The sequence below is a fragment of the Kitasatospora sp. NPDC043950 genome, assembly GCF_056435345.1.
On sequence record NZ_JBWKER010000017.1, the window covers coordinates 25447 to 42718 of the forward strand.

The 17272-nt window shown below is 74.0% G+C and carries 17 protein-coding genes and 1 pseudogene; 6 read left to right on the forward strand and 12 right to left on the reverse strand.

Translation table 11 applies throughout. The features are described from left to right. Window positions 1–132: 132 nt before the first annotated feature. The 7 genes from AC07BF_RS13945 to AC07BF_RS13975 are packed head-to-tail and all read right to left on the reverse strand — an operon-like array spanning window position 133 to window position 5338. Complete coding sequence (locus tag AC07BF_RS13945) at window positions 133–453, reverse strand: TcmI family type II polyketide cyclase (RefSeq protein WP_063351612.1); 321 nt, start codon at window positions 451–453, stop codon at window positions 133–135. A gap of 5 nt (window positions 454–458) precedes the next feature. Then, window positions 459–914, reverse strand: a complete 456-nt coding sequence (locus AC07BF_RS13950; protein ID WP_363585990.1) for an SRPBCC family protein — start codon at window positions 912–914, stop codon at window positions 459–461. A gap of 1 nt (window position 915) precedes the next feature. Beyond that, on the reverse strand, window positions 916–1179 hold the full coding sequence (locus AC07BF_RS13955) for an acyl carrier protein (RefSeq protein WP_363585991.1): 264 nt from the start codon (window positions 1177–1179) through the stop codon (window positions 916–918). A 34-nt stretch (window positions 1180–1213) separates the two neighbouring features. Further along, window positions 1214–2455 (reverse strand): beta-ketoacyl synthase N-terminal-like domain-containing protein, encoded by a 1242-nt coding sequence (locus AC07BF_RS13960; RefSeq protein ID WP_363585992.1) that lies wholly within the window; start codon window positions 2453–2455, stop codon window positions 1214–1216. A 5-nt stretch (window positions 2456–2460) separates the two neighbouring features. Then, window positions 2461–3717: a beta-ketoacyl-[acyl-carrier-protein] synthase family protein gene (locus tag AC07BF_RS13965; RefSeq protein WP_478333402.1), complete on the reverse strand. Its 1257-nt coding sequence runs from the start codon at window positions 3715–3717 to the stop codon at window positions 2461–2463. After that, on the reverse strand, window positions 3714–4139 hold the full coding sequence (locus AC07BF_RS13970; RefSeq protein ID WP_350879141.1) for a cupin domain-containing protein: 426 nt from the start codon (window positions 4137–4139) through the stop codon (window positions 3714–3716). Before AC07BF_RS13970 ends, AC07BF_RS13965 begins: the two co-directional genes overlap by 4 nt. Before the next feature lie 32 nt (window positions 4140–4171). Further along, window positions 4172–5338, reverse strand: a complete 1167-nt coding sequence (locus AC07BF_RS13975) for a SchA/CurD-like domain-containing protein (protein WP_363585994.1) — start codon at window positions 5336–5338, stop codon at window positions 4172–4174. Window positions 5339–5640: 302 nt separating this feature from the next. On the opposite strand from AC07BF_RS13975, the gene AC07BF_RS13980 reads away from it, so the two are divergent. Next, entirely contained in the window at window positions 5641–7266 is a 1626-nt protein-coding gene (locus AC07BF_RS13980; RefSeq protein WP_478333403.1) for an FAD-dependent oxidoreductase, read from the forward strand. 103 nt (window positions 7267–7369) lie between these two features. Here AC07BF_RS13980 and AC07BF_RS13985 read toward each other — a convergent pair whose 3' ends face one another. The 3 genes from AC07BF_RS13985 to AC07BF_RS13995 all read right to left on the reverse strand — a co-directional run bounded on the left by AC07BF_RS13985 (window position 7370) and on the right by AC07BF_RS13995 (window position 9059). Next, on the reverse strand, window positions 7370–8293 hold the full coding sequence (locus tag AC07BF_RS13985; RefSeq protein ID WP_363585996.1) for a serine/threonine dehydratase: 924 nt from the start codon (window positions 8291–8293) through the stop codon (window positions 7370–7372). 137 nt (window positions 8294–8430) lie between these two features. Beyond that, window positions 8431–8757 carry a hypothetical protein gene (locus AC07BF_RS13990; RefSeq protein WP_363629469.1) on the reverse strand — a complete coding sequence of 109 codons (327 nt, stop codon included), beginning with the start codon at window positions 8755–8757 and terminating at the stop codon, window positions 8431–8433. Continuing rightward, a complete protein-coding gene (locus tag AC07BF_RS13995) occupies window positions 8754–9059 on the reverse strand; it encodes an SAV_915 family protein (RefSeq protein WP_363585998.1) in 306 nt (101 codons plus the stop codon). Before AC07BF_RS13995 ends, AC07BF_RS13990 begins: the two co-directional genes overlap by 4 nt. A gap of 236 nt (window positions 9060–9295) precedes the next feature. Here AC07BF_RS13995 and AC07BF_RS14000 point away from each other — a divergent pair, with 236 nt between their 5' ends. The 4 genes from AC07BF_RS14000 to AC07BF_RS14015 all read left to right on the forward strand — a co-directional run bounded on the left by AC07BF_RS14000 (window position 9296) and on the right by AC07BF_RS14015 (window position 14085). Beyond that, window positions 9296–9724, forward strand: coding sequence for a helix-turn-helix domain-containing protein (locus AC07BF_RS14000; protein WP_363629467.1), 429 nt, complete (start codon window positions 9296–9298; stop codon window positions 9722–9724). 94 nt (window positions 9725–9818) lie between these two features. Further along, window positions 9819–10175 carry a DUF4180 domain-containing protein gene (locus AC07BF_RS14005; protein WP_363586000.1) on the forward strand — a complete coding sequence of 119 codons (357 nt, stop codon included), beginning with the start codon at window positions 9819–9821 and terminating at the stop codon, window positions 10173–10175. A 165-nt stretch (window positions 10176–10340) separates the two neighbouring features. Then, window positions 10341–12563, forward strand: coding sequence for an NADP-dependent isocitrate dehydrogenase (locus tag AC07BF_RS14010; RefSeq protein WP_363586001.1), 2223 nt, complete (start codon window positions 10341–10343; stop codon window positions 12561–12563). 244 nt (window positions 12564–12807) lie between these two features. Continuing rightward, window positions 12808–14085: an RICIN domain-containing protein gene (locus tag AC07BF_RS14015; RefSeq protein ID WP_363629465.1), complete on the forward strand. Its 1278-nt coding sequence runs from the start codon at window positions 12808–12810 to the stop codon at window positions 14083–14085. Between the two features lie 29 nt (window positions 14086–14114). Here AC07BF_RS14015 and AC07BF_RS14020 read toward each other — a convergent pair whose 3' ends face one another. Continuing rightward, window positions 14115–14747: a YdcF family protein gene (locus tag AC07BF_RS14020; RefSeq protein ID WP_363629464.1), complete on the reverse strand. Its 633-nt coding sequence runs from the start codon at window positions 14745–14747 to the stop codon at window positions 14115–14117. A 73-nt stretch (window positions 14748–14820) separates the two neighbouring features. Beyond that, a complete protein-coding gene (locus tag AC07BF_RS14025; protein WP_363586004.1) occupies window positions 14821–15834 on the reverse strand; it encodes a cytochrome c oxidase assembly protein in 1014 nt (337 codons plus the stop codon). A 248-nt stretch (window positions 15835–16082) separates the two neighbouring features. Between AC07BF_RS14025 and AC07BF_RS14030 the strand changes: the two are divergent. Next, window positions 16083–16709, forward strand: a pseudogene (locus tag AC07BF_RS14030) (NAD-dependent epimerase/dehydratase family protein); the annotation flags it as partial. Window positions 16710–17272 lie beyond the last annotated feature (563 nt).

Here is a 17272-nt window from a genome sequence, read left to right on the forward strand (position 1 = left end):
CAACCCCCACCCCTCCCCTCCCCCCCCCCCCCCCCCCCCCCCCCCCCCCCCCCCCCCCCCACCTCCCCCCCCCCCCCCCCCCCCCCCCCCCCCCGCCCCCCCCCCAGGACGAGCGGGACGGGTGGGACGGGGTCAGCGGTCCCAGCGGTAGAACTCGTGCGCCATGGCGTCCTTCGGCTCGCGCCAGGTGGCCGGGTCGTAGGCCTGGACGAAGGCGGTCAACTGGTCACTGACGGACCGGAACTCCGGGTGGCCGATGACCTTGGCGACGGCCGGGCCCGGCGGGCGGTCGGCCTCGATGAGGTGCAGGTAGACGTCGCCGAACTGGAACAGGCTGCGGCCGGTGACGCCGATCAGGTGCGGCAGTTCGCCCTGGTCGGACGTGGCGAACACCTCGGCGATGTCCGGTGCGGCCTCGGGCTTCATCCGGGCGACGATCAGGGCGCGGTGCATTCCGGTCACCGCTCCGCCGCCCGCTTCTCGACCTTCTCGCGGATCAGCTCCAGTTGGATCCGGGAGTTGCGGTTGATGTGGTTGACCATGCCGTGGTCGTCGACCGGGGCGGTGGGCTTCATCGCGAAGTCCTGGATCCAGCGCATCCTCGTCCCGGCCGGGACCTCGGCGTACTCCCAGCGGATGTCCATGAACTCGAACGGGCCGGGCTCGACGCGGCGGGCGCGCACCGCGAGCGAGGACTTGTCGGTGGTGCGCTCGGAGACCCAGCTCCACACCTGGCCGTTCTCGTCCGGGTGCATGGTGAGCCGGAAGCGGACGCTGTCGCCGTCGCGCTCCAGCACGTCCACCGAGGCGTACTCGCTGAAGAGGTCCGGCCAGTTCTCCAGGTCGTTGGTGATCTCCCAGACCAGGTCGAGGGGGGCGGCGATGACGATCTCGTTGTCGGTGTGTCCGGGCATCTCAGGCACCAGCTTTCGGGGAGAGGAAGGAGGTGTTGACGAGCTGCAGGAACTCGGCCGGGGTCTTGGCGGACTCGGCGCCCGAGGTGACCTTGAGGCCGTGCCGGTTCTCCAGTTCGCCGACGACGCCGAGCAGGCCGAGCGAGTCGACGCCGAACTCGTCGAACTGCGCGCCCGGGCGCTCCAGGTGCAGCGGGTCGACGGTGACGCCGGCCCGGGCCTGGATCAGGGCGGCCAGCTCGTGATAGCTGAGGGTGTTGCTCACGGGATGTCCCTTCGGTGGAGTTGCGGGTGCGGATTCAGGGCCGGTCTCCGCACCGGAGCACCAGTGCGGAGTTGGAACCCATCAGCCCGCGGCTGAGCACCAGTGCGGTGCGCAGTTCGGCCGGACGGGCGCGGCCGGTCACCAGGGCGAGGTCGTGGCTGACCTCGGTGACGTTCGGGGTGGGCGGCAGCACGCCGTCCTCCATGGCCAGGACGGCGGCCGCCACGTCCAGCATCGGCGCGCCGCAGTAGGCCCGTCCGGTGCCGGACTTGGGGGCGGTGACCGGGACGCGTTCGGCCGCCGGGCCGAGCGCGTCGGCCAGTGCGAGCGCCTCGGCCCGGTCGGCGGCCGGAACGCCGAGCGCGTCCGCGAAGACCACGTCGATCTCCTCGGGCGCGATCCTGGCCTCGTCCAGGGCGATGCGGATCGCGGCGGCCAGCCCCTCGCGGGACTCCTCCCAGCGGGAGGCCCCGGTGAAGGTGGAGCCGTGTCCGGCCAGGTGGGCCCGGACGGCGGCGCCGCGCAGCCGGGCCGCCTGCTCGTCCTCCAGCAGCAGCATCGCGCCGCCCTCGGCGGGGGCGAAGCCGCAGGCCTGCGCGGTGAACGGCAGATAGGCCCGGTCGGGCTGCCCGGCGAGGCTGACCTCCGGGTAGCCGAGCTGGCAGACCATCGAGTACGGCGCCAGCGGTGCCTCGGCGGCGCCGGCCACCACCGCGTCGGTGCCGCGCTCGATCGTGCGGGCCGCGTGCGCGAGCGCGTCCAGGCCGCCGGCCTCGTCGCTGGCGACCACCCCGCACGGACCCTTGTAGCCGCCGCGGATCGAGATCTGGCCGGTGCTGGCGGCGTAGAACCAGGCGATGGACTGGTACGGGCCGACGAACTGCGGCCCCTTGCCCCAGAGCTGCTGGAGCTCGCGCTGGCCGAACTCGCCGCCGCCGGAGCCGGCCGCGGTCACCACCCCGACCGCGAAGGGATGCTCGGGGTCGGGGTGGAATCCGGCGTCCGCCACCGCCAGGTCGGCGGCGGCCATCGCGTAGTGCGTGAACCGGTCGGTCTGCACCAGGTACCGGCTGTCGATCGCGGCCCGCGGGTCGAAGTCCCGCACCTGGCCGGCGACGCGCAGCGGCAGCCCGTCGCAGCCCTCGCGGGTGATCCGGTCGAGGACGCTCACGCCCTGCCTGGTGGCCTTCCAGAAGGCGTCGGCCCCAACGCCGTTCGGCGCCACCACGCCGAGGCCGGTGACCACCGCCCGGCGGCCCTGCTGACGTGACGTCATGACACTCACCCCGTTCTGTTGAGCACGACGGCGGACTGGAATCCGCCGAATCCGCTGCCGACCGAGAGGATGTGGCTCAGCGGCAGCTCGCGCGCGGTGCGCGGCACGTAGTCGAGGTCGCACTCCGGGTCCGGAGTCTCGTAGTTGGCGGTCGGCGGCACCACGCCGTGGGCCAGCGCCAGGGTGCAGGCGACCACCTCGATGGCGCCGATCGCGCCGAGCGAGTGCCCGACCATCGACTTGATGGAGCTCATCGGCGTCCGGTAGGCGTGGGCGCCGAGCGAGCGCTTGACGGCGGCGGTCTCGTGCCGGTCGTTCTGCTTGGTGCCCGAACCGTGCGCGTTGACGTAGCCGACGTCGGTGCGGTCCACCCGGGCGTGGGCGAGCGCGTCGTCGATCGCCCGGGACATCTCCAGCCCCTCCTGGGTGAGGCCGGTCATGTGGTAGGCGTTGCCGAAGGTGGCGAAGCCGCCGATCTCGCCGTAGATCCGGGCGCCGCGGCGGCGGGCGTGCTCCAGTTCCTCCAGCACCAGGACGGCGCCGCCCTCGCCGAGGACGAAGCCGTCCCGGTGGGCGTCGAAGGGCCGGGAGGCGTGCTCCGGGTCGTCGTTGCGCTCGCTGGTGGCCTTGATGGCGTCGAAGCAGGCGACGGTGATCGGCGAGATCGGCGAGTCGGAGGCGCCGGCGATGCAGATGTCGGCGCGCCCCTCCTCGACGGCCTGGAAGCCGTAGCCGATCGCGTCGAGGCCGGAGGTGCAGCCGGTGGAGACGGTCTGCACCGGGCCGTGCGCGCCGGTGCGCTCGGCGACCGTGGAGGCCAGCGTGCTGGGCGCGAAGGCCCGGTGCAGCTGCGGATCGGCCCGCTGGTGGTCGACGTCCCAGCGGGCGCCGCCGACGCTGACCAGGGCGTAGTCGTGCTCCAGCCGGGTGGTGCCGCCGACGGCGGTGCCGAGCGAGACGGCGATCCGCCACGGGTCCTCGGCGGCCAGGTCCAGGCCCGCGTCGGCGATCGCCTCGTCCGCCGCGACCATCGCGAACTGCACGTAGCGGTCGGCCCGCTGGACGTCCGCCGGGCCCAGCCCGTGGGCCGCCGGGTCGAAGTCGACCTCGGCGGCGATCCGGGAGCGGAACCCGGTGGGGTCGAAGAGCGTGATGCCCCGGGTGGCGGTGCGGCCGGAGGTGAGGAGCTCCCAGAACGCCGGGACCCCGACCCCGCCGGGCGCGACGACGCCGATCCCGGTGACGGCGACGCGCCGGGTCACGAGGCCACCTTGGCGTGTTCCGGCGGCCCGGCGGCGCCGGTCTCCTCGGTGTCCACGTGGCCGAGTTCGGGGCGGGGGGCGAGCGGGCCGAGGTGGAACACCATCCGGGCCTCGGTGTCGCCGACGTTGCGGAAGCGGTGGCGCATGTTGATCGGGATCATCAGGCCCTGGTTGGGCCTGATCGGACGGCTCTCGCCGTCCAGGTCCACCTCCAGGTCGCCGCTGACCACGAACACGAACTCCTCGGAGTACGGGTGGTAGTGCTCGCCGATCCGCTCGCCGGGCTGGACGATCGCCAGCCCCATGAACCCGCTGGTCGCCCCGCAGGTGGTCGGGGTGAGCATGGCGCGCAGGTCGCCGCCGCGCCGACGGTTCTCCGGTGCCTCGTCGACGTGCACGATCCGTGGGTACTGCGTGGTCATGGTGTCTTCCTCCGAGAGATGCGGCTGGTTCTTCAGTTGTCCTGCGAGCTGCGGTCGGTGACCGGGCTCATGGCGCGGGCGGCCAGGGCGGCGGCGAGTCCGGTGGAGGTGCGCAGGTCGCCCTGCGGGCCGAGGTCGAGCAGTCGGCCGAGTGCGGCGGCCTCCTGGTCGCCCGCCACGCCGAGGGCGGCCGCCGGGTCGGCCTCGGCCGGCACCCGCAGGTCGACCAGGCGCACCACCACGTCCGCCCGGTGGAACACGGTGCTGGCCGCGACCGGGCCGGTCGGGTCGGCGGTGGCGAGGTTGTCGTAGTCGGCGAGCAGCTCGGCGACGGCCTGCCCCTCGCCCGGGCGGACGGGGTACAGCACGGCGTGCCGGTGCAGCCGGGCGGAGGTCGGGGAGCTGGCGATCGCCTGGTGCTTCGCCGGCAGCGCGGCCCGGGCGAAGAAGGCGCGCGCGGCCTGCGGGTCGCCCAGCTGGCGGGCCTCCTCCAGGTACGGGTTGATCGCCTCCTCGACGGCCCGCACCTCCGGCTGCATCGCCACGTGGCGCAGCGCGTCGCCGAGGTTGCCGACCACCTCGACGGCCCGGACCACCCGGTTGCCGTGCATGAACAGCGAGGTGCGGTGCAGCCGGGTGTGCTCGTCCACCTCGGCCCGGGGCGAGGCGTAGCCGGACAGGATCCGGGCCACCTCGTGCTCGCTGCCGGGCTTGACCGTGAAGGTGAGCGCGTGCCGGACCACGCCGTCCGGGCCGGGCTCGGCCTTCGGCGGGCCGACGTGCCCGGCGGGCTCGGTGCGCGGCAGGCCGGGCGGCACCTCCAGGGGGGCCCGGGTGCCGGTGGAGCCGGCCGCCGAGGTCTCGCGCAGGATGCCGTAGCGCAGCGAGCGGAAGTTGTCGCTGACGCAGCCGTGCATCGGCTTGACCATCTCGCGGTGGGCGGGGCTGTCCACCCACTCCAGGAAGGTGTCCTGGTCCTCCCACTCGCTGGTGATCAGCCACTGGCGGGGGTCGTTGATCGACTGGCACAGCTGGTCGCTGACATGGCCGGGCACCGAGGCCACCTGGTGGCGCAGCTGCTCGTAGACGTCGAGGAAGCGCTGCTGGGCGCCGTCCTGGATCTCCAGCATCAGTACCACCCGGAGCCGGGTGTCGGAGTCGGCCTGCTGCTTCCGCTGCGGTTCGGACAGAGTTGTCATGATCCACTTTCTGCTCTGGGCCGCACGTTGCGGGCCGCGGTGGGCCGCGTCCGGGGGGTGCTCCCGGCTTGGGAGGGCGGTGCGACGGCGATCGGCCCGGTCGGTCGGCGCCAGGCCTGAAGTCGATCGTGAGCGGCGTACCGGGGTGCCGCGATATTTGCGGGCCATCCGGGGGAAGAGGCGGCACAAGCACCCTCGGGCGGGGGATGGAAGAGCGGGGCCCCCGGCCGTGCGGCCCCCTCGACGGCGGCCCCGACCCCAGGCGCCGGTCCGCTGAATCCCCTGACAGGGTGGAGCAATTGATGAATCCGAAGGTTGACGACCGGGTGCCGGTCCTGATCGTGGGAGGGTCGCTGGTCGGGCTGTCGGCCTCGCTCTTCCTCGGCCGACTGGGTGTCAGGCACCTGCTGGTCGAGAAGCACGCCGACACCTCGCATCACCCGCGTGGCCGAGGCAACAACGTCCGCACGATGGAGCTGTACCGGGTGGCCGGGATCGAGCCGGCGATCCGCGAGGCGGCGTCGTTCCTCGCCCCGAACCACGGCATCCTCCAGGCGCCCTCGCTGACCGGCACCGAGCAGGAGTGGCTGTTCCGGGAGATCGACCCCGGCGGGCGGCTCGCCCGGTTCAGCCCCAGCTCGTGGTGCCTGTGCAGCCAGAACGACCTCGAGCCGGTGCTGCTGCGCGCCACCCGCGACCTCGGCGGCGACGTCCGCTTCAACACCGAGCTGGTCTCCTTCGAGCAGGACGCCGAGGGCGTCACCTCGGTGCTGCGCAGCCGGGAGACCGGCGAGGAGCGCCGGGTGCGCTCGGACTACCTGATCGCCGCGGACGGCCCGCGCAGCCCGGCCCGCGAGCGCCTGGGCATCGGCCAGAGCGGCCAGGGCGAGCTGTTCCACAACGTCAGCATCACCTTCCGCGCCAAGCGGCTGGCCGACGTGGTCGGGGACCGGCACTTCATCGCCTGCTACCTGACCAACCCGGAGGCGGACGGCGCGCTGCTGCCGGTGGACAACCAGGAGGAGTGGGTCTTCCACGCGCCCTGGCACCCCGAGCACGGTGAGCCGCTGGAGGCGTTCACCGACGAGCGCTGCGAGCGGCACATCCGCACCGCCGTCGGCCTGCCGGAGCTCGACGTCGAGGTGACCGGCCGGGCGCCCTGGCACGCCGCCGAGCGGGTGGCCGAGCGGTACGGCGCCGGGCGGGTCTTCCTCGCCGGGGACTCCGCGCACGAGATGTCGCCGACCGGCGCGTTCGGCTCGAACACCGGCATCCAGGACGCGCACAACCTGGCCTGGAAGCTCGCCGCGGTGCTCTGCGGGTGGGCCGGGCCGGAGCTGCTGGAGACGTACGGGCAGGAGCGCCGCCCGGTCGCGCAGGTGACCAGCGAGCGCGCCTCGGCCCGCTCGGCCGAGCACAGCCACCCCGGGTACGCGGTGGTGCCGGGTGCCGGGCGGCAGACCGGGGTGCTCGGGGTGGCGCTCGGCTACCGCTACCCGGTGGGCGCGGTGATCGGGACGGACCCGGCGGGCGCGGTCGTCCCCGAGAAGTTCGAGTCGGCCGGGGAGCCGGGCAGCCGGGCCCCGCACCAGTGGCTGCTGCGGGCGGGCGTGCGCCTGTCCACGCTGGACCTGTACGAGCAGGCGATGGTGCTGCTCACCGGCCCCGAGGGCGCGGCCTGGCAGGCCGGGGCGCGGCGGGCGGCCGACCGGCTGGCCGTCCCGTTGGACGCCTACCGGATCGGCGGCGGCGCCGAGGACGACCTGGCGCCGGAGCCGGGCGCGGACTTCGCGGAGCTGCACGGGATCGGCCCGGCCGGCGCCGTGCTGGTCCGGCCGGACGGCTTCGTCGCCTGGCGCTCGACGGGCGCGGCGGACGACCCGGAGGCGGAGGTCGCCGGGGCCCTGCGGGCGGTGCTGAGCCTGTAGCACCCGGCCGACAACGGGACCTGCCCGCCGGTTTCCCAACCGGCGGGCAGGTCTTCGTGCTTGACGACGGATCCGGCCAAAGCCGCTGTCCGGGGGCCGTCGGTCAGGGGGTGGCGAGGTCGGACGGGTCGGTGTTGGCGCCGCACAGGAGGACGGCGACCCGCTCGCCCTCCGCGTGGTCGAGGGCCGCCAGGGCGGTGGAGGCCGCGTACTCGACGGCGATGCGGCGGTCCTCCCAGAGCCGGCGGCGGGCACGCACGATGGCCTCGTCGTCGACCAGGACGGACCGGACGCCCTCGTGGCGGGCGGCGTGGACGGCGAGGGCGGTGGCGCGGCGGGCGCCGAGGGCGTCCTGGGCCACGGAGGACACCGGGACGTCGACGGGATGGCCGGCGGCGAGGGCGGCGTGCAGGGCCCGGCTGCCCTCCGGCTCCACCGCGACCACCCGGACGCCGTGCTCGCGGGCCGCGACGGCCACCCCGGCGAACAGTCCGCCGCCGCCGACCGACACCACCACCGTGTCCAGCCCGGGGACCCGGGCGCGGATCTCCTCCAGCACGGTGCCCGCGCCGGCGGCGATCAGCGGGTGGTCGTAGGCGTGCGAGGCCAGCGCCCCGCTGCCCGCCGCGAACTCCTCGCAGGCCGCCAGCGCCTCCGCGTACTCCCGGCCGACCAGCCGCACGTCGGCGCCGTACGAGCGCAGCCGCGCCAGCTTCACCGGGGAGGCCGTCTCGGGCAGGAACACCGTGGCGCGCACGCCGAGCTCGCGCGCGGCCCAGGCGCAGGCCAGCCCGGCGTTGCCGCCCGAGGCGATGGTGACCCCGGCCTCCGGCAGGGTGCCCGCCTCGGCGTGCGCGAGCAGGAAGTTCTGCGCACCGCGCGCCTTGAAGCTGCCGGTGTGCTGAAGGAACTCCAGCGCCAGCCAGGTCCGCCCGCGGTCGTCCCCGGGGGCGACCGCGACCGGCCGCACCCTCCCGGCGATCCGCTCGCCGGCGGCCTTGACCTCGTCGTACGTCAATCGGTCCATCGTGCCTGCTCCTCAAGCCGGGTGCGTCGCCTCTGGGCTTGACGGTACGTCGCGGGCGCGGGACGAGGAAATGATCACGGTCGGACGGCACCGGGGCGGGGCCCTGGCGCCGTCCGACCGGGGAGCGAGGAGGAGGCCTAGGGGACCGGGCGGAGGGTGACGGGGCTGGGGGTGAGGGCGCGCAGCACCAGGTCGATCCTGACCTTGGCGGCCCCGGCGCGCTGGAGGGCGGTGGCGACCGCCCGCAGTTCCTCGGGGCCGGTGCAGGCGAGGCGGAGCTCCAGGTCGGCGTCGCCGGCGAGGGAGAGTCCGCCCTGGACGGCCGGGTGCTCGGCCGCCAGCCGGTCGAAGTCGAGCGGGACCGGCCCGTAGCTGACCCGGGCGAGCGCGTGCAGCGCCCGGGCCGGCTCAGGTGGTTCCGGTTCGGGGTCCGGGTCCTCGGGGACCAGCTGGAGGGCGGTCACCGGTGCTGGAGCTGTGCGGTCGGGACGGGGGCGAGCGGGGCGGCGGGTGCGGTGACGGGCGGGGCGACCAGGCGCGGGTCGAGGACGAGGGTGTCGATGCCGAGCGGGGCGGTGAGCGCGCGAAGGGCGGGTTCACCGAGTTCGGTGAAGGCCTGGTCCGGCCCGAAGAGGGCGGCGAGCGACTCGGGGCTGGAGAAGCCGACGGCGCAGCGGCGGCCGTCGCGCAGGCGGAAGAGGCGGAGGGCGGTGGTGGTGCCGGTACCGGAGACGGTGACCGGAACGTGCCAGACGACGCGGGCCATGCGAGTGCTCCCGGGTGGGGTGGTGGTGCCTGCCGGAACTGCTGCTTCGACGCTAGGCCGGGTTCCGCCGGGCGTCGCCGGTCCTGACGCGGCGTTGACCGAATGGGTGGGTGCGTTGACGCACCCCTGACGGTCGGTTCACCCGAGTGGACTAAACCACTCCCTATCATTACGTAAACATCCCTATCGGATGGTATGTTTCCTGCGGATGGGGGCGTTCGAGAGGATGGTCGCAGGTGGCGCAGTACTACTCGGTGGAACAGGTGGCCGAACTGCTCGGCCTGCACGTGCGCACCGTCCGCGGTTACATCCGCGACGGCCGGCTCGCCGCGGCCAGGATCGGCAAGCAGTACCGGATCGCCCGTGCGGACCTGGAGGCCTTCACCGGCGCCCCGGCCGCCCCGCCCGCGCCCGGCGCCGGCGCGCGGCGGGCCGAGGTGTCCGCCGTCGTCCGGATCGAGAACGTCGACCGGGCCGCCGCCGACCGGCTGTCCACCGCCGTTATGGCCGCGATCGCCGGCCCGCGCGAGGGCGGCCGGCCGCTGCACGTCGAGACCATCCACGACGAGGAGCGGGAGACCCTGCGGCTCGTCGTCCTCGGCGATCCGGCCGACACCGCCGCGCTGCTCGGCATCGTCCACACGATGACCTCGTCCATGCACTGACGCCGACCGCGTCGGATGGCGTCGGTCACACCGAATCCGCATCGGGATCCGCATCGGGTCCATATCGGATCCACATCGACCAGGGAGAACGGCAATGTCCGAGCAGTACGGCACGACGGTCCTGCGGCTGCCCGCCGAGGGCGCGCCGATCCGCGAGGAGCAGGACGCCATGGACGTGATCGGCGACGCGTTCGGCCGCGGTGCCTCCTGGGTGGTCGTCCCCGTCGCCCGGCTGCACCCGGACTTCTTCACGCTGCGCACCCGGGTCGCCGGCGGCATCGTGCAGAAGTTCGTCAACTACCGCGTCGGCCTCGTGGTCCTCGGCGACATCGCCGACCACGTCGCGGCGAGCGACCCGCTGCGCGACTTCGTCCGGGAGAGCAACCGCGGCCGGCAGCTCTGGTTCCTCGCCGACGAGACGGAGCTGGCGGCCCGGTTCACCGAGGTCTGAGCGTTCTCCGCTTGCCCCGCACCCGCCCCGGGACCACGGTGGAGCTGACCGTCGGCGCGCCCCCGGGGCGCCCGGCGCGCGCTCCGGGGCGGGGGGAGGTGGAGCTAGGGGGCCGTGACGAGATATCTTGACGTCAAGACGTTGGAGACGTGAAGCGGAGTACCGATGACTGACTCGACCATCATCTATACGCACACCGACGAGGCTCCGGCCCTGGCGACCTACTCGTTCCTGCCGGTTGTCCAGGCATACGCCTCGACGGCGGGTGTGCGCGTGGAGACCCGCGACATCTCCCTGGCCGGGCGGATCATCGCGAGCTTCCCGGAGCGTCTCGCCGAGGGCCAGCGGATCGAGGACGCCCTCGCCGAGCTGGGCGACCTCGCCAAGACCCCGGGCGCCAACATCATCAAGCTGCCGAACATCTCGGCGTCCATCCCGCAGCTGAAGGCCGCCGTCGCCGAGCTGCAGGCGCAGGGCTACGCGCTCCCGGACTACCCGGACGACCCGCAGACCGACGAGGACAAGGACGTCCGCGCCCGTTACGACAAGGTCAAGGGCAGCGCCGTCAACCCCGTCCTGCGCGAGGGCAACTCGGACCGCCGCGCCCCGGGCTCGGTGAAGAACTACGCCAAGACCCACCCGCACCGCATGGGCGCCTGGTCGGCCGACTCCGAGACCAACGTCGCCACCATGGGCCAGAACGACTTCCGCTCCACCGAGAAGTCCGCCGTGATCGCCGCCGACGGCGCGCTGCGCATCGAGCTGGTCGCCGAGGACGGCAGCGCCACCGTGCTGCGCGAGCGCGTCCCGGTGCTGGCCGGCGAGGTCGTCGACGCCTCGGTGATGCGCGTCGCCGCCCTGCGCGAGTTCCTGACCGCCCAGGTCGAGCGCGCCAAGGCCGAGGGCGTGCTGTTCTCGGTCCACCTCAAGGCCACCATGATGAAGGTCTCCGACCCGATCATCTTCGGCCACGTGGTCCGCGCCTTCTTCCCGAAGACCTTCGCCAAGTACGGCGAGGTGCTGGTCGCCGCCGGTCTGGACCCGAACAACGGCCTCGGCGGCATCCTCAACGGCCTGGACGGCGTGCCGCACCTGGGCGCGGAGATCAAGGCCTCGTTCGAGGCCGAGCTCGCCGAGGGCCCGGCCCTGGCGATGGTCGACTCGGACAAGGGCATCACCAACCTGCACGTCCCGAGCGACGTCATCGTCGACGCCTCGATGCCGGCCATGATCCGCACCTCCGGCCACATGTGGGGCCCGGACGGCCAGGAGGCCGACACCCTCGCCGTGCTGCCCGACAGCAGCTACTCCGGCGTGTACCAGGCCGTCATCGACGACTGCCGCGCCCACGGCGCCCTGGACCCGGCCACCATCGGCTCCGTGCCGAACGTCGGTCTGATGGCCCAGAAGGCCGAGGAGTACGGCAGCCACGACAAGACCTTCGAGATCGCCGCGGCCGGCACCGTCCGCCTCGTCGACGCCGAGGGCAACGTGGTGCTGGAGCAGGCCGTCCAGCCGGGCGACATCTTCCGCGCCTGCCAGACCAAGGACCTGCCGATCCAGGACTGGGTCAAGCTGGCCGTCACCCGCGCCCGCGCCACCGGCGACCCGGCGGTGTTCTGGCTGGACGAGAACCGCGCCCACGACGCCGTCCTGATCGAGAAGGTCAAGAAGTACCTGCCGGAGCACGACACCACCGGCCTGCAGATCGAGATCAAGTCCCCGGTCGAGGCCACCACGTTCTCGCTGGAGCGCATCCGCCGCGGCGAGAACACCATCTCGGTGACCGGCAACGTGCTGCGCGACTACCTGACCGACCTGTTCCCGATCCTGGAGCTGGGCACCAGCGCCAAGATGCTGTCGGTCGTCCCGCTGATGGCGGGCGGCGGCCTGTTCGAGACCGGCGCCGGCGGCTCCGCCCCGAAGCACGTCCAGCAGCTGGTCAAGGAGAACTACCTGCGCTGGGACAGCCTCGGCGAGTTCTTCGCCCTGGCCGCCAGCTTCGAGCACCTGGCCACCAGCACCGGCAACGCCCGCGCCCAGGTGCTGGCCGACACCCTGGACCGCGCCACCGGCACCTTCCTCAACGAGGACAAGTCGCCGAGCCGCCGCCTCGGCGGCATCGACAACCGCGGCAGCCACTTCTACCTGGCCCTGTACTGGGCCCAGGAGCTGGCCCAGCAGACCGCCGACGCCGAGCTGGCCCAGGCGTTCGAGGGCCTGGCCAAGGCGCTCGGCGAGCAGGAGACGACCATCGTCGACGAGCTGATCGCCGTGCAGGGCTCGCCGGTCGACCTCGGCGGCTACTACCAGCCGGACCCGGCCAAGGCCGCGGCGGTGATGCGCCCGTCCAAGACCTTCAACGAGGCGCTCGCCAACCTCGCCTGATCCCAGGGGAGTCGAAGCACCGGGAGGCTCCCGGGTCCGGTACCGGACCCGGGAGCCTCCGGGCTTTCCGGGCGGCCTCCGCGGCCGCTGCGGGGCCAGCGCGGAGGAAGATCATCAACGGTTCGTCAGGGTGCCGTCAAGATCGCGGGTGGTGCCGGTGAGCGGCCCTAGCATCCGGAGGACCGCTCTCCGCTGCGGATCCGCAGACGGACGCCACCTCGCCGAATGATCGGGGCACTTCAGCATGCGCGCTTCCTCCCGCCGGACGACCAGGGCCACCCAACGGGCCGTCGCCGGCACCCTGTTGGCGGCCCTGGCCTCGACCGGCCTGATGGCCGTGCCGCAGCAGGCCTCGGCGGCGACCGACTGCCCGGGCATCGAGCCGGGCGTCGGCGGGCCCGCCAACATCGGCAACGGCAACTGCTACAGCGCGCTGATCAGCTCCATCGGCGCCATGATCGGGGGCTTCCGCAGCGCGGCCCTCACCGCGCAGGCCGACAACGCGGCGTTCACCCAGGGGATGGCCGGCCAACTGAGCGCCGCCGCACCGGGGTTCAACGTGATGGTGTTCAAGTACGACGGCACCGACCTGTACGACACCCTCTGGTTCCGCAACGTCTACGAGGCGGACATGCGCGGGGTGCTGATCGACCAGACCGTCAAGCTGGAGCACCACGACAGCGAGGGCGGCCCGACCGGCTACGACGACTTCCGGATCTGGGTCTTCGCGGGCGAGTCGACCTTCACCAACAAGGGCGACGGCGGCTACGGGAACTGGGCCTTCGTCGGCAGCGACTCGGACCGGACCGTGACCACCTCCCGGTCCTGCGTGCTGATCCGGTGCTACGACAGCAAGCGGATCATCCACTTCCCGGCCCGCGAGATCCCGGCCGACATCGCGGGGACCCCCGGCACCCCGGGCGTCCCCGTCACCCCCGGCATCCCCGGCACGGTGCCGGGCGTCGGCACGGGTGGTACCGCCACCCCGGGTGTCCCGGCCAAGCCCGGTACGGTGCCGGGCGTCGGCACGGGTGGTACCGCCACCCCGGGTGTCCCGGCCAAGCCCGGTACGGTGCCGGGCGTCAGCACCGGCGGCACCGCCACTCCCGGCGTGCCCGCGCACCAGGGCGGCGGTGACGCCGTGACCGGGCTGCTGTACCCCAAGGTGAAGACCGGCCGGGGCCCGGTGGCCACCGGGGCTGCCTCCGGCCCCTCGATCCTCGCCGGCACCAGCGGCCCCAAGAACACCGGCTGGCAGTTCACCGCACTGGGCAACGGCCGCTACAAGATCACCAGCGCCGTGTCCGGCCTCGCGCTGACCGAGAACACCAAGGGCTACGTCGCCGACGCCAAGCCGTGGACCGGCGCCGACGAGCAGAAGTGGCAGCTCGTCGCGCAGGGCGACGGCCAGTACCAGATCCGGATCACCGACCAGGACTGCCTGACCTACGACGAGGACGCCAAGGCCCTGGGCGTCTGGACCTGCAACAGCGGCTGGAACCAGCAGTGGAGGCTCCAGTAGCAGCCGCCGGGCCCGGGGCATAGGTCCGCCTAGCCGAGGAGGACCCCGGTGCCCGCGAGGAGCAGGAGGGCGGCGGCGTTGGCGCGCGGGTAGGCGAGTGCCGTGCCGACCGCCTCCCGCAGCAGTGCGTACGGGCCGTGGGCGAGCAGTCCGTCCGCGGCGACCACCCGGCCGGGGGCGCCGGCCCGGCGGGCGGCGAGCGCGGTGCGGGCGGTGTGGAAGCCGCTGGTGACGACCGTGCACCGGTAGCCGGGCCGTTCGGCGGCCATCAGCGCCGCGCTGAAACGCAGGTTCTCGACGGTGTTCACGGCCCGTTCCTCGCGCCGGATCCGGTCGGCCGGGACGCCCCGGGCGGTCAGGTAGCGGGCCATCGCGGCGGCCTCGGTGCACTCCTCGTGCGGGCCCTTCCCGCCGGTGACCAGGAGCAGCGGCGTGTGCCCGGCGGCCTCCTCGGCGGCGAAACGTTCCAGCGCGGCCTCCAGCCGGGCCGCCAGCGGCGGGGCGGGCTCGCAGCCGTCCAGGGCGGCGCCGAGGACGACCAGGTAGTCCGCCCCGACGGGGGCGGGGCGGCGCCCCTGCCGCAGCGCGCAGCCGAGGAAGCCGAGCAGCCAGAGCAGGACGTACCCGCCGAGCAGGACGGCGACGATCAGCAGAGCGTGCATACCGTCCGAACGTATACGGCGGAACCCCCGTTCCACAGGGGACGGGGGTTCCGTGGTACAGCCGGCAGTGGGCTCAGCCGGCGTCGGCCGCCGGGGTGACGGGGGTGACAGCGGCGGCGGGGGCGGCCGGGGCCGCCGGGCGCGGGCCGCGCTTGTGCAGTGAGGCCAGATAGGCGTTGTACGCCTCCAGCTCGGCGTCGCCGCTGCGCTCCTCGGCGCGGTCGGAGCGGCGGGCCTGCCGCTGTTCGGAACGCATCCACTGGTACACCAGCGCGATCAGCACGATCGCGGTCGGGATCTCGCCGAACGCCCAGGTGATGCCGCCGGCCAGCTTCTGGTCCTCCAGGAGGTTGGTGCCCGGTGGCGCGCCCTCCACGGTGAAGGTGGTGACCAGCGGGTGGCTGGCCATCATCACGGCCACGCCGAAGAAGGCGTGGAACGGCATGCCCATGAACAGCTCGATGATCCGCATCACATGGCCGGGGCGGTGCGGGCCCGGGTCCACGCCCATGATCGGCCAGAAGAAGGCCAGACCGGTGAGGAGGAAGTGCACCATCATGAAGATGTGCCCGGCGCGGTACTGCATCAGGAAGTCGAACAACGGGGTGAAGTAGACCCCGTACAGGCTCGCGATGAACATCGGGATGGTGAAGGCCGGGTGCGAGATCACCCGGACGTACCGGCTGTGCAGCAGCGCCACCAGCAGCTCGCGCGGCCCGCGCGGGCGGCCCTTGCCGGTCGGCCGCAGCGCGCGCAGCGCCAGCGTGATCGGGGCGCCCAGCAGCAGCAGGATCGGCGTCAGCATGGACAGCACCATGTGCTGGATCATGTGCGCGCTGAACAGCACCATGCCGTAGTCGTTCAGCCCGGTGCAGGTGACCAGGATCAAGCTGCCGACACCGGCCGCCCAGCCGACCATCCGGCCGATCGGCCAGCGGTCGCCGCGCCGGTGGAGCCGGACCACGCCCGCCGCGTACAGCGCCAGGGCGGCCAGGCCTCCCAGCAGGAACACCCAGTCGGGGGACCAGGTCCAGACGTTGGACAAGGTGAACGGGCCTAGCTGGGTCATCCCGCCGTGGTGGTGCATGCCTGACATTCCGTCGCCCATCGGGGGGCCCTGCTTTCCGTCCTCGTGGCCCCTGGAGGGGGTCCGGTTCGCCCGTTTTGCTTGGCCTACAGCCTAGGTGGGCCTTACCTCGGGCCGTGCCCCGCCCCCTCCGTACGGGTGGCCGCCGGGCGGGTGGCGGCTGGATAGACTGACCGGCCGGTCGACGGCGACACGCCGGGACGGCGACACGGGACACGCCGGGACGGCGGGACGGCGAGGGGTGCGGCATGGCGGCGGGACGGCGGCACCCGGAGCGCACCACGGTCGCGCTGACCGGGGCGACCGGCTTCATAGGCTCCGCGGTGCTGGCCGCCCTGACCGCCCGCGGCGCACGGGTGCGCGCGCTGGCCCGCGAAGTGCCGGCCGGGCGCGGCCCGGCCGCCTGGGTGCCGGGAGACCTCGCCGACGGGGCGGCGCTGGCCGCGCTCTGCGAGGGTGCCGACGTCCTGCTCCACCTGGCCTCCCGGGTCTCCGGCGGCGCCGAGGAGTGCGCGGCGGTGAACGTGCGCGGCACCGAGGCGGTGACGGCCGCCGCTACCGGGGCCGGGGTACGCCGGATCGTCCACCTGTCGACGACCGCGGTGTACGGCGAGGGGCCGCACTCCGGCATCGGGGTCGACGAGGTGCCGGCCGCCCCGGTCTCCGAGGCCAGCCGGACCAGGCTGCTCGGCGAACGCGTCGCGCTGGCGGCCGGTGCCGTCGTGCTGCGGCCCGGCCTGGTGACCGGGACGGGCGACCGCTGGGTGGTGCCCGCGCTGGCCGAACTGGTCCGCCGGGTGCCGGTGCCCTGGGCGGGCGGGAACGCCAGGCTCTCCGTGGTGGACCGCGCCGACCTGGCCCGGCTGATCACCGCGCTCGCCCTGGACGACCACGCCGTCCCGCCCGGCGTCCAGCACGCGAGCCACCCCGACCCGGTCCGGTCCGGCGACCTGCTCGCCGCCCTGGCCGGCCTCGGCCTGTTGCCCGCGCTGCCCGGCGCGGACGGCCCGGACGCCTCGTGGGACGAATGCCGGCGTCTGCTCGCCGCCACGCCGGGCCGCGTCTCCGAGCGGCAGTTCTCCCTGATCGCCCGCGACCACTGGTACCGGGGGGACGACGTCTGGCGCCTCGCCGCCTGCCCGCCCGGCCCCGGCCCCCTCGCCCGGCTGCCCGCCGCCGCCCCCTGGTACCGCCAGGCGCTGGGGCTCGGGGGGGGGGGGGGGGGGGGGAAGAGGGGGGGGGGGGGGGGGGGGGGGGGGGTGGGGGGGGGGGGGGGGGTGGTGGTGCCCGTCCCCTCCCCCCCCCCCCCCCCCCCCCCCCCCCCCCCCCCCCCCCCCCCCCCCCCCCCCCCCACCCCCGCCCCCCCCCCCCCCCCCCCCCCCCACACCCCCCCCCCCCCCCCCCCCCCCCGGGCCGGTTCAGGCGTTGCGCCGTCGGT

Coding starts and splice junctions, on each gene's coding strand:
- AC07BF_RS13945 (WP_063351612.1), bottom strand. CDS start 453: ATGCACCGCGCCCTGATCGTCGCCCGGATGAAGCCCGAGGCCGCACCG.
- AC07BF_RS13950 (WP_363585990.1), bottom strand. CDS start 914: ATGCCCGGACACACCGACAACGAGATCGTCATCGCCGCCCCCCTCGAC.
- AC07BF_RS13960 (WP_363585992.1), bottom strand. CDS start 2,455: ATGACGTCACGTCAGCAGGGCCGCCGGGCGGTGGTCACCGGCCTCGGC.
- AC07BF_RS13970 (WP_350879141.1), bottom strand. CDS start 4,139: ATGACCACGCAGTACCCACGGATCGTGCACGTCGACGAGGCACCGGAG.
- AC07BF_RS13975 (WP_363585994.1), bottom strand. CDS start 5,338: ATGACAACTCTGTCCGAACCGCAGCGGAAGCAGCAGGCCGACTCCGAC.
- AC07BF_RS13980 (WP_478333403.1), top strand. CDS start 5,641: ATGAATCCGAAGGTTGACGACCGGGTGCCGGTCCTGATCGTGGGAGGG.
- AC07BF_RS13985 (WP_363585996.1), bottom strand. CDS start 8,293: ATGGACCGATTGACGTACGACGAGGTCAAGGCCGCCGGCGAGCGGATC.
- AC07BF_RS13995 (WP_363585998.1), bottom strand. CDS start 9,059: ATGGCCCGCGTCGTCTGGCACGTTCCGGTCACCGTCTCCGGTACCGGC.
- AC07BF_RS14005 (WP_363586000.1), top strand. CDS start 9,819: ATGTCCGAGCAGTACGGCACGACGGTCCTGCGGCTGCCCGCCGAGGGC.
- AC07BF_RS14010 (WP_363586001.1), top strand. CDS start 10,341: ATGACTGACTCGACCATCATCTATACGCACACCGACGAGGCTCCGGCC.
- AC07BF_RS14015 (WP_363629465.1), top strand. CDS start 12,808: ATGCGCGCTTCCTCCCGCCGGACGACCAGGGCCACCCAACGGGCCGTC.
- AC07BF_RS14020 (WP_363629464.1), bottom strand. CDS start 14,747: ATGCACGCTCTGCTGATCGTCGCCGTCCTGCTCGGCGGGTACGTCCTG.
- AC07BF_RS14025 (WP_363586004.1), bottom strand. CDS start 15,834: ATGCACCACCACGGCGGGATGACCCAGCTAGGCCCGTTCACCTTGTCC.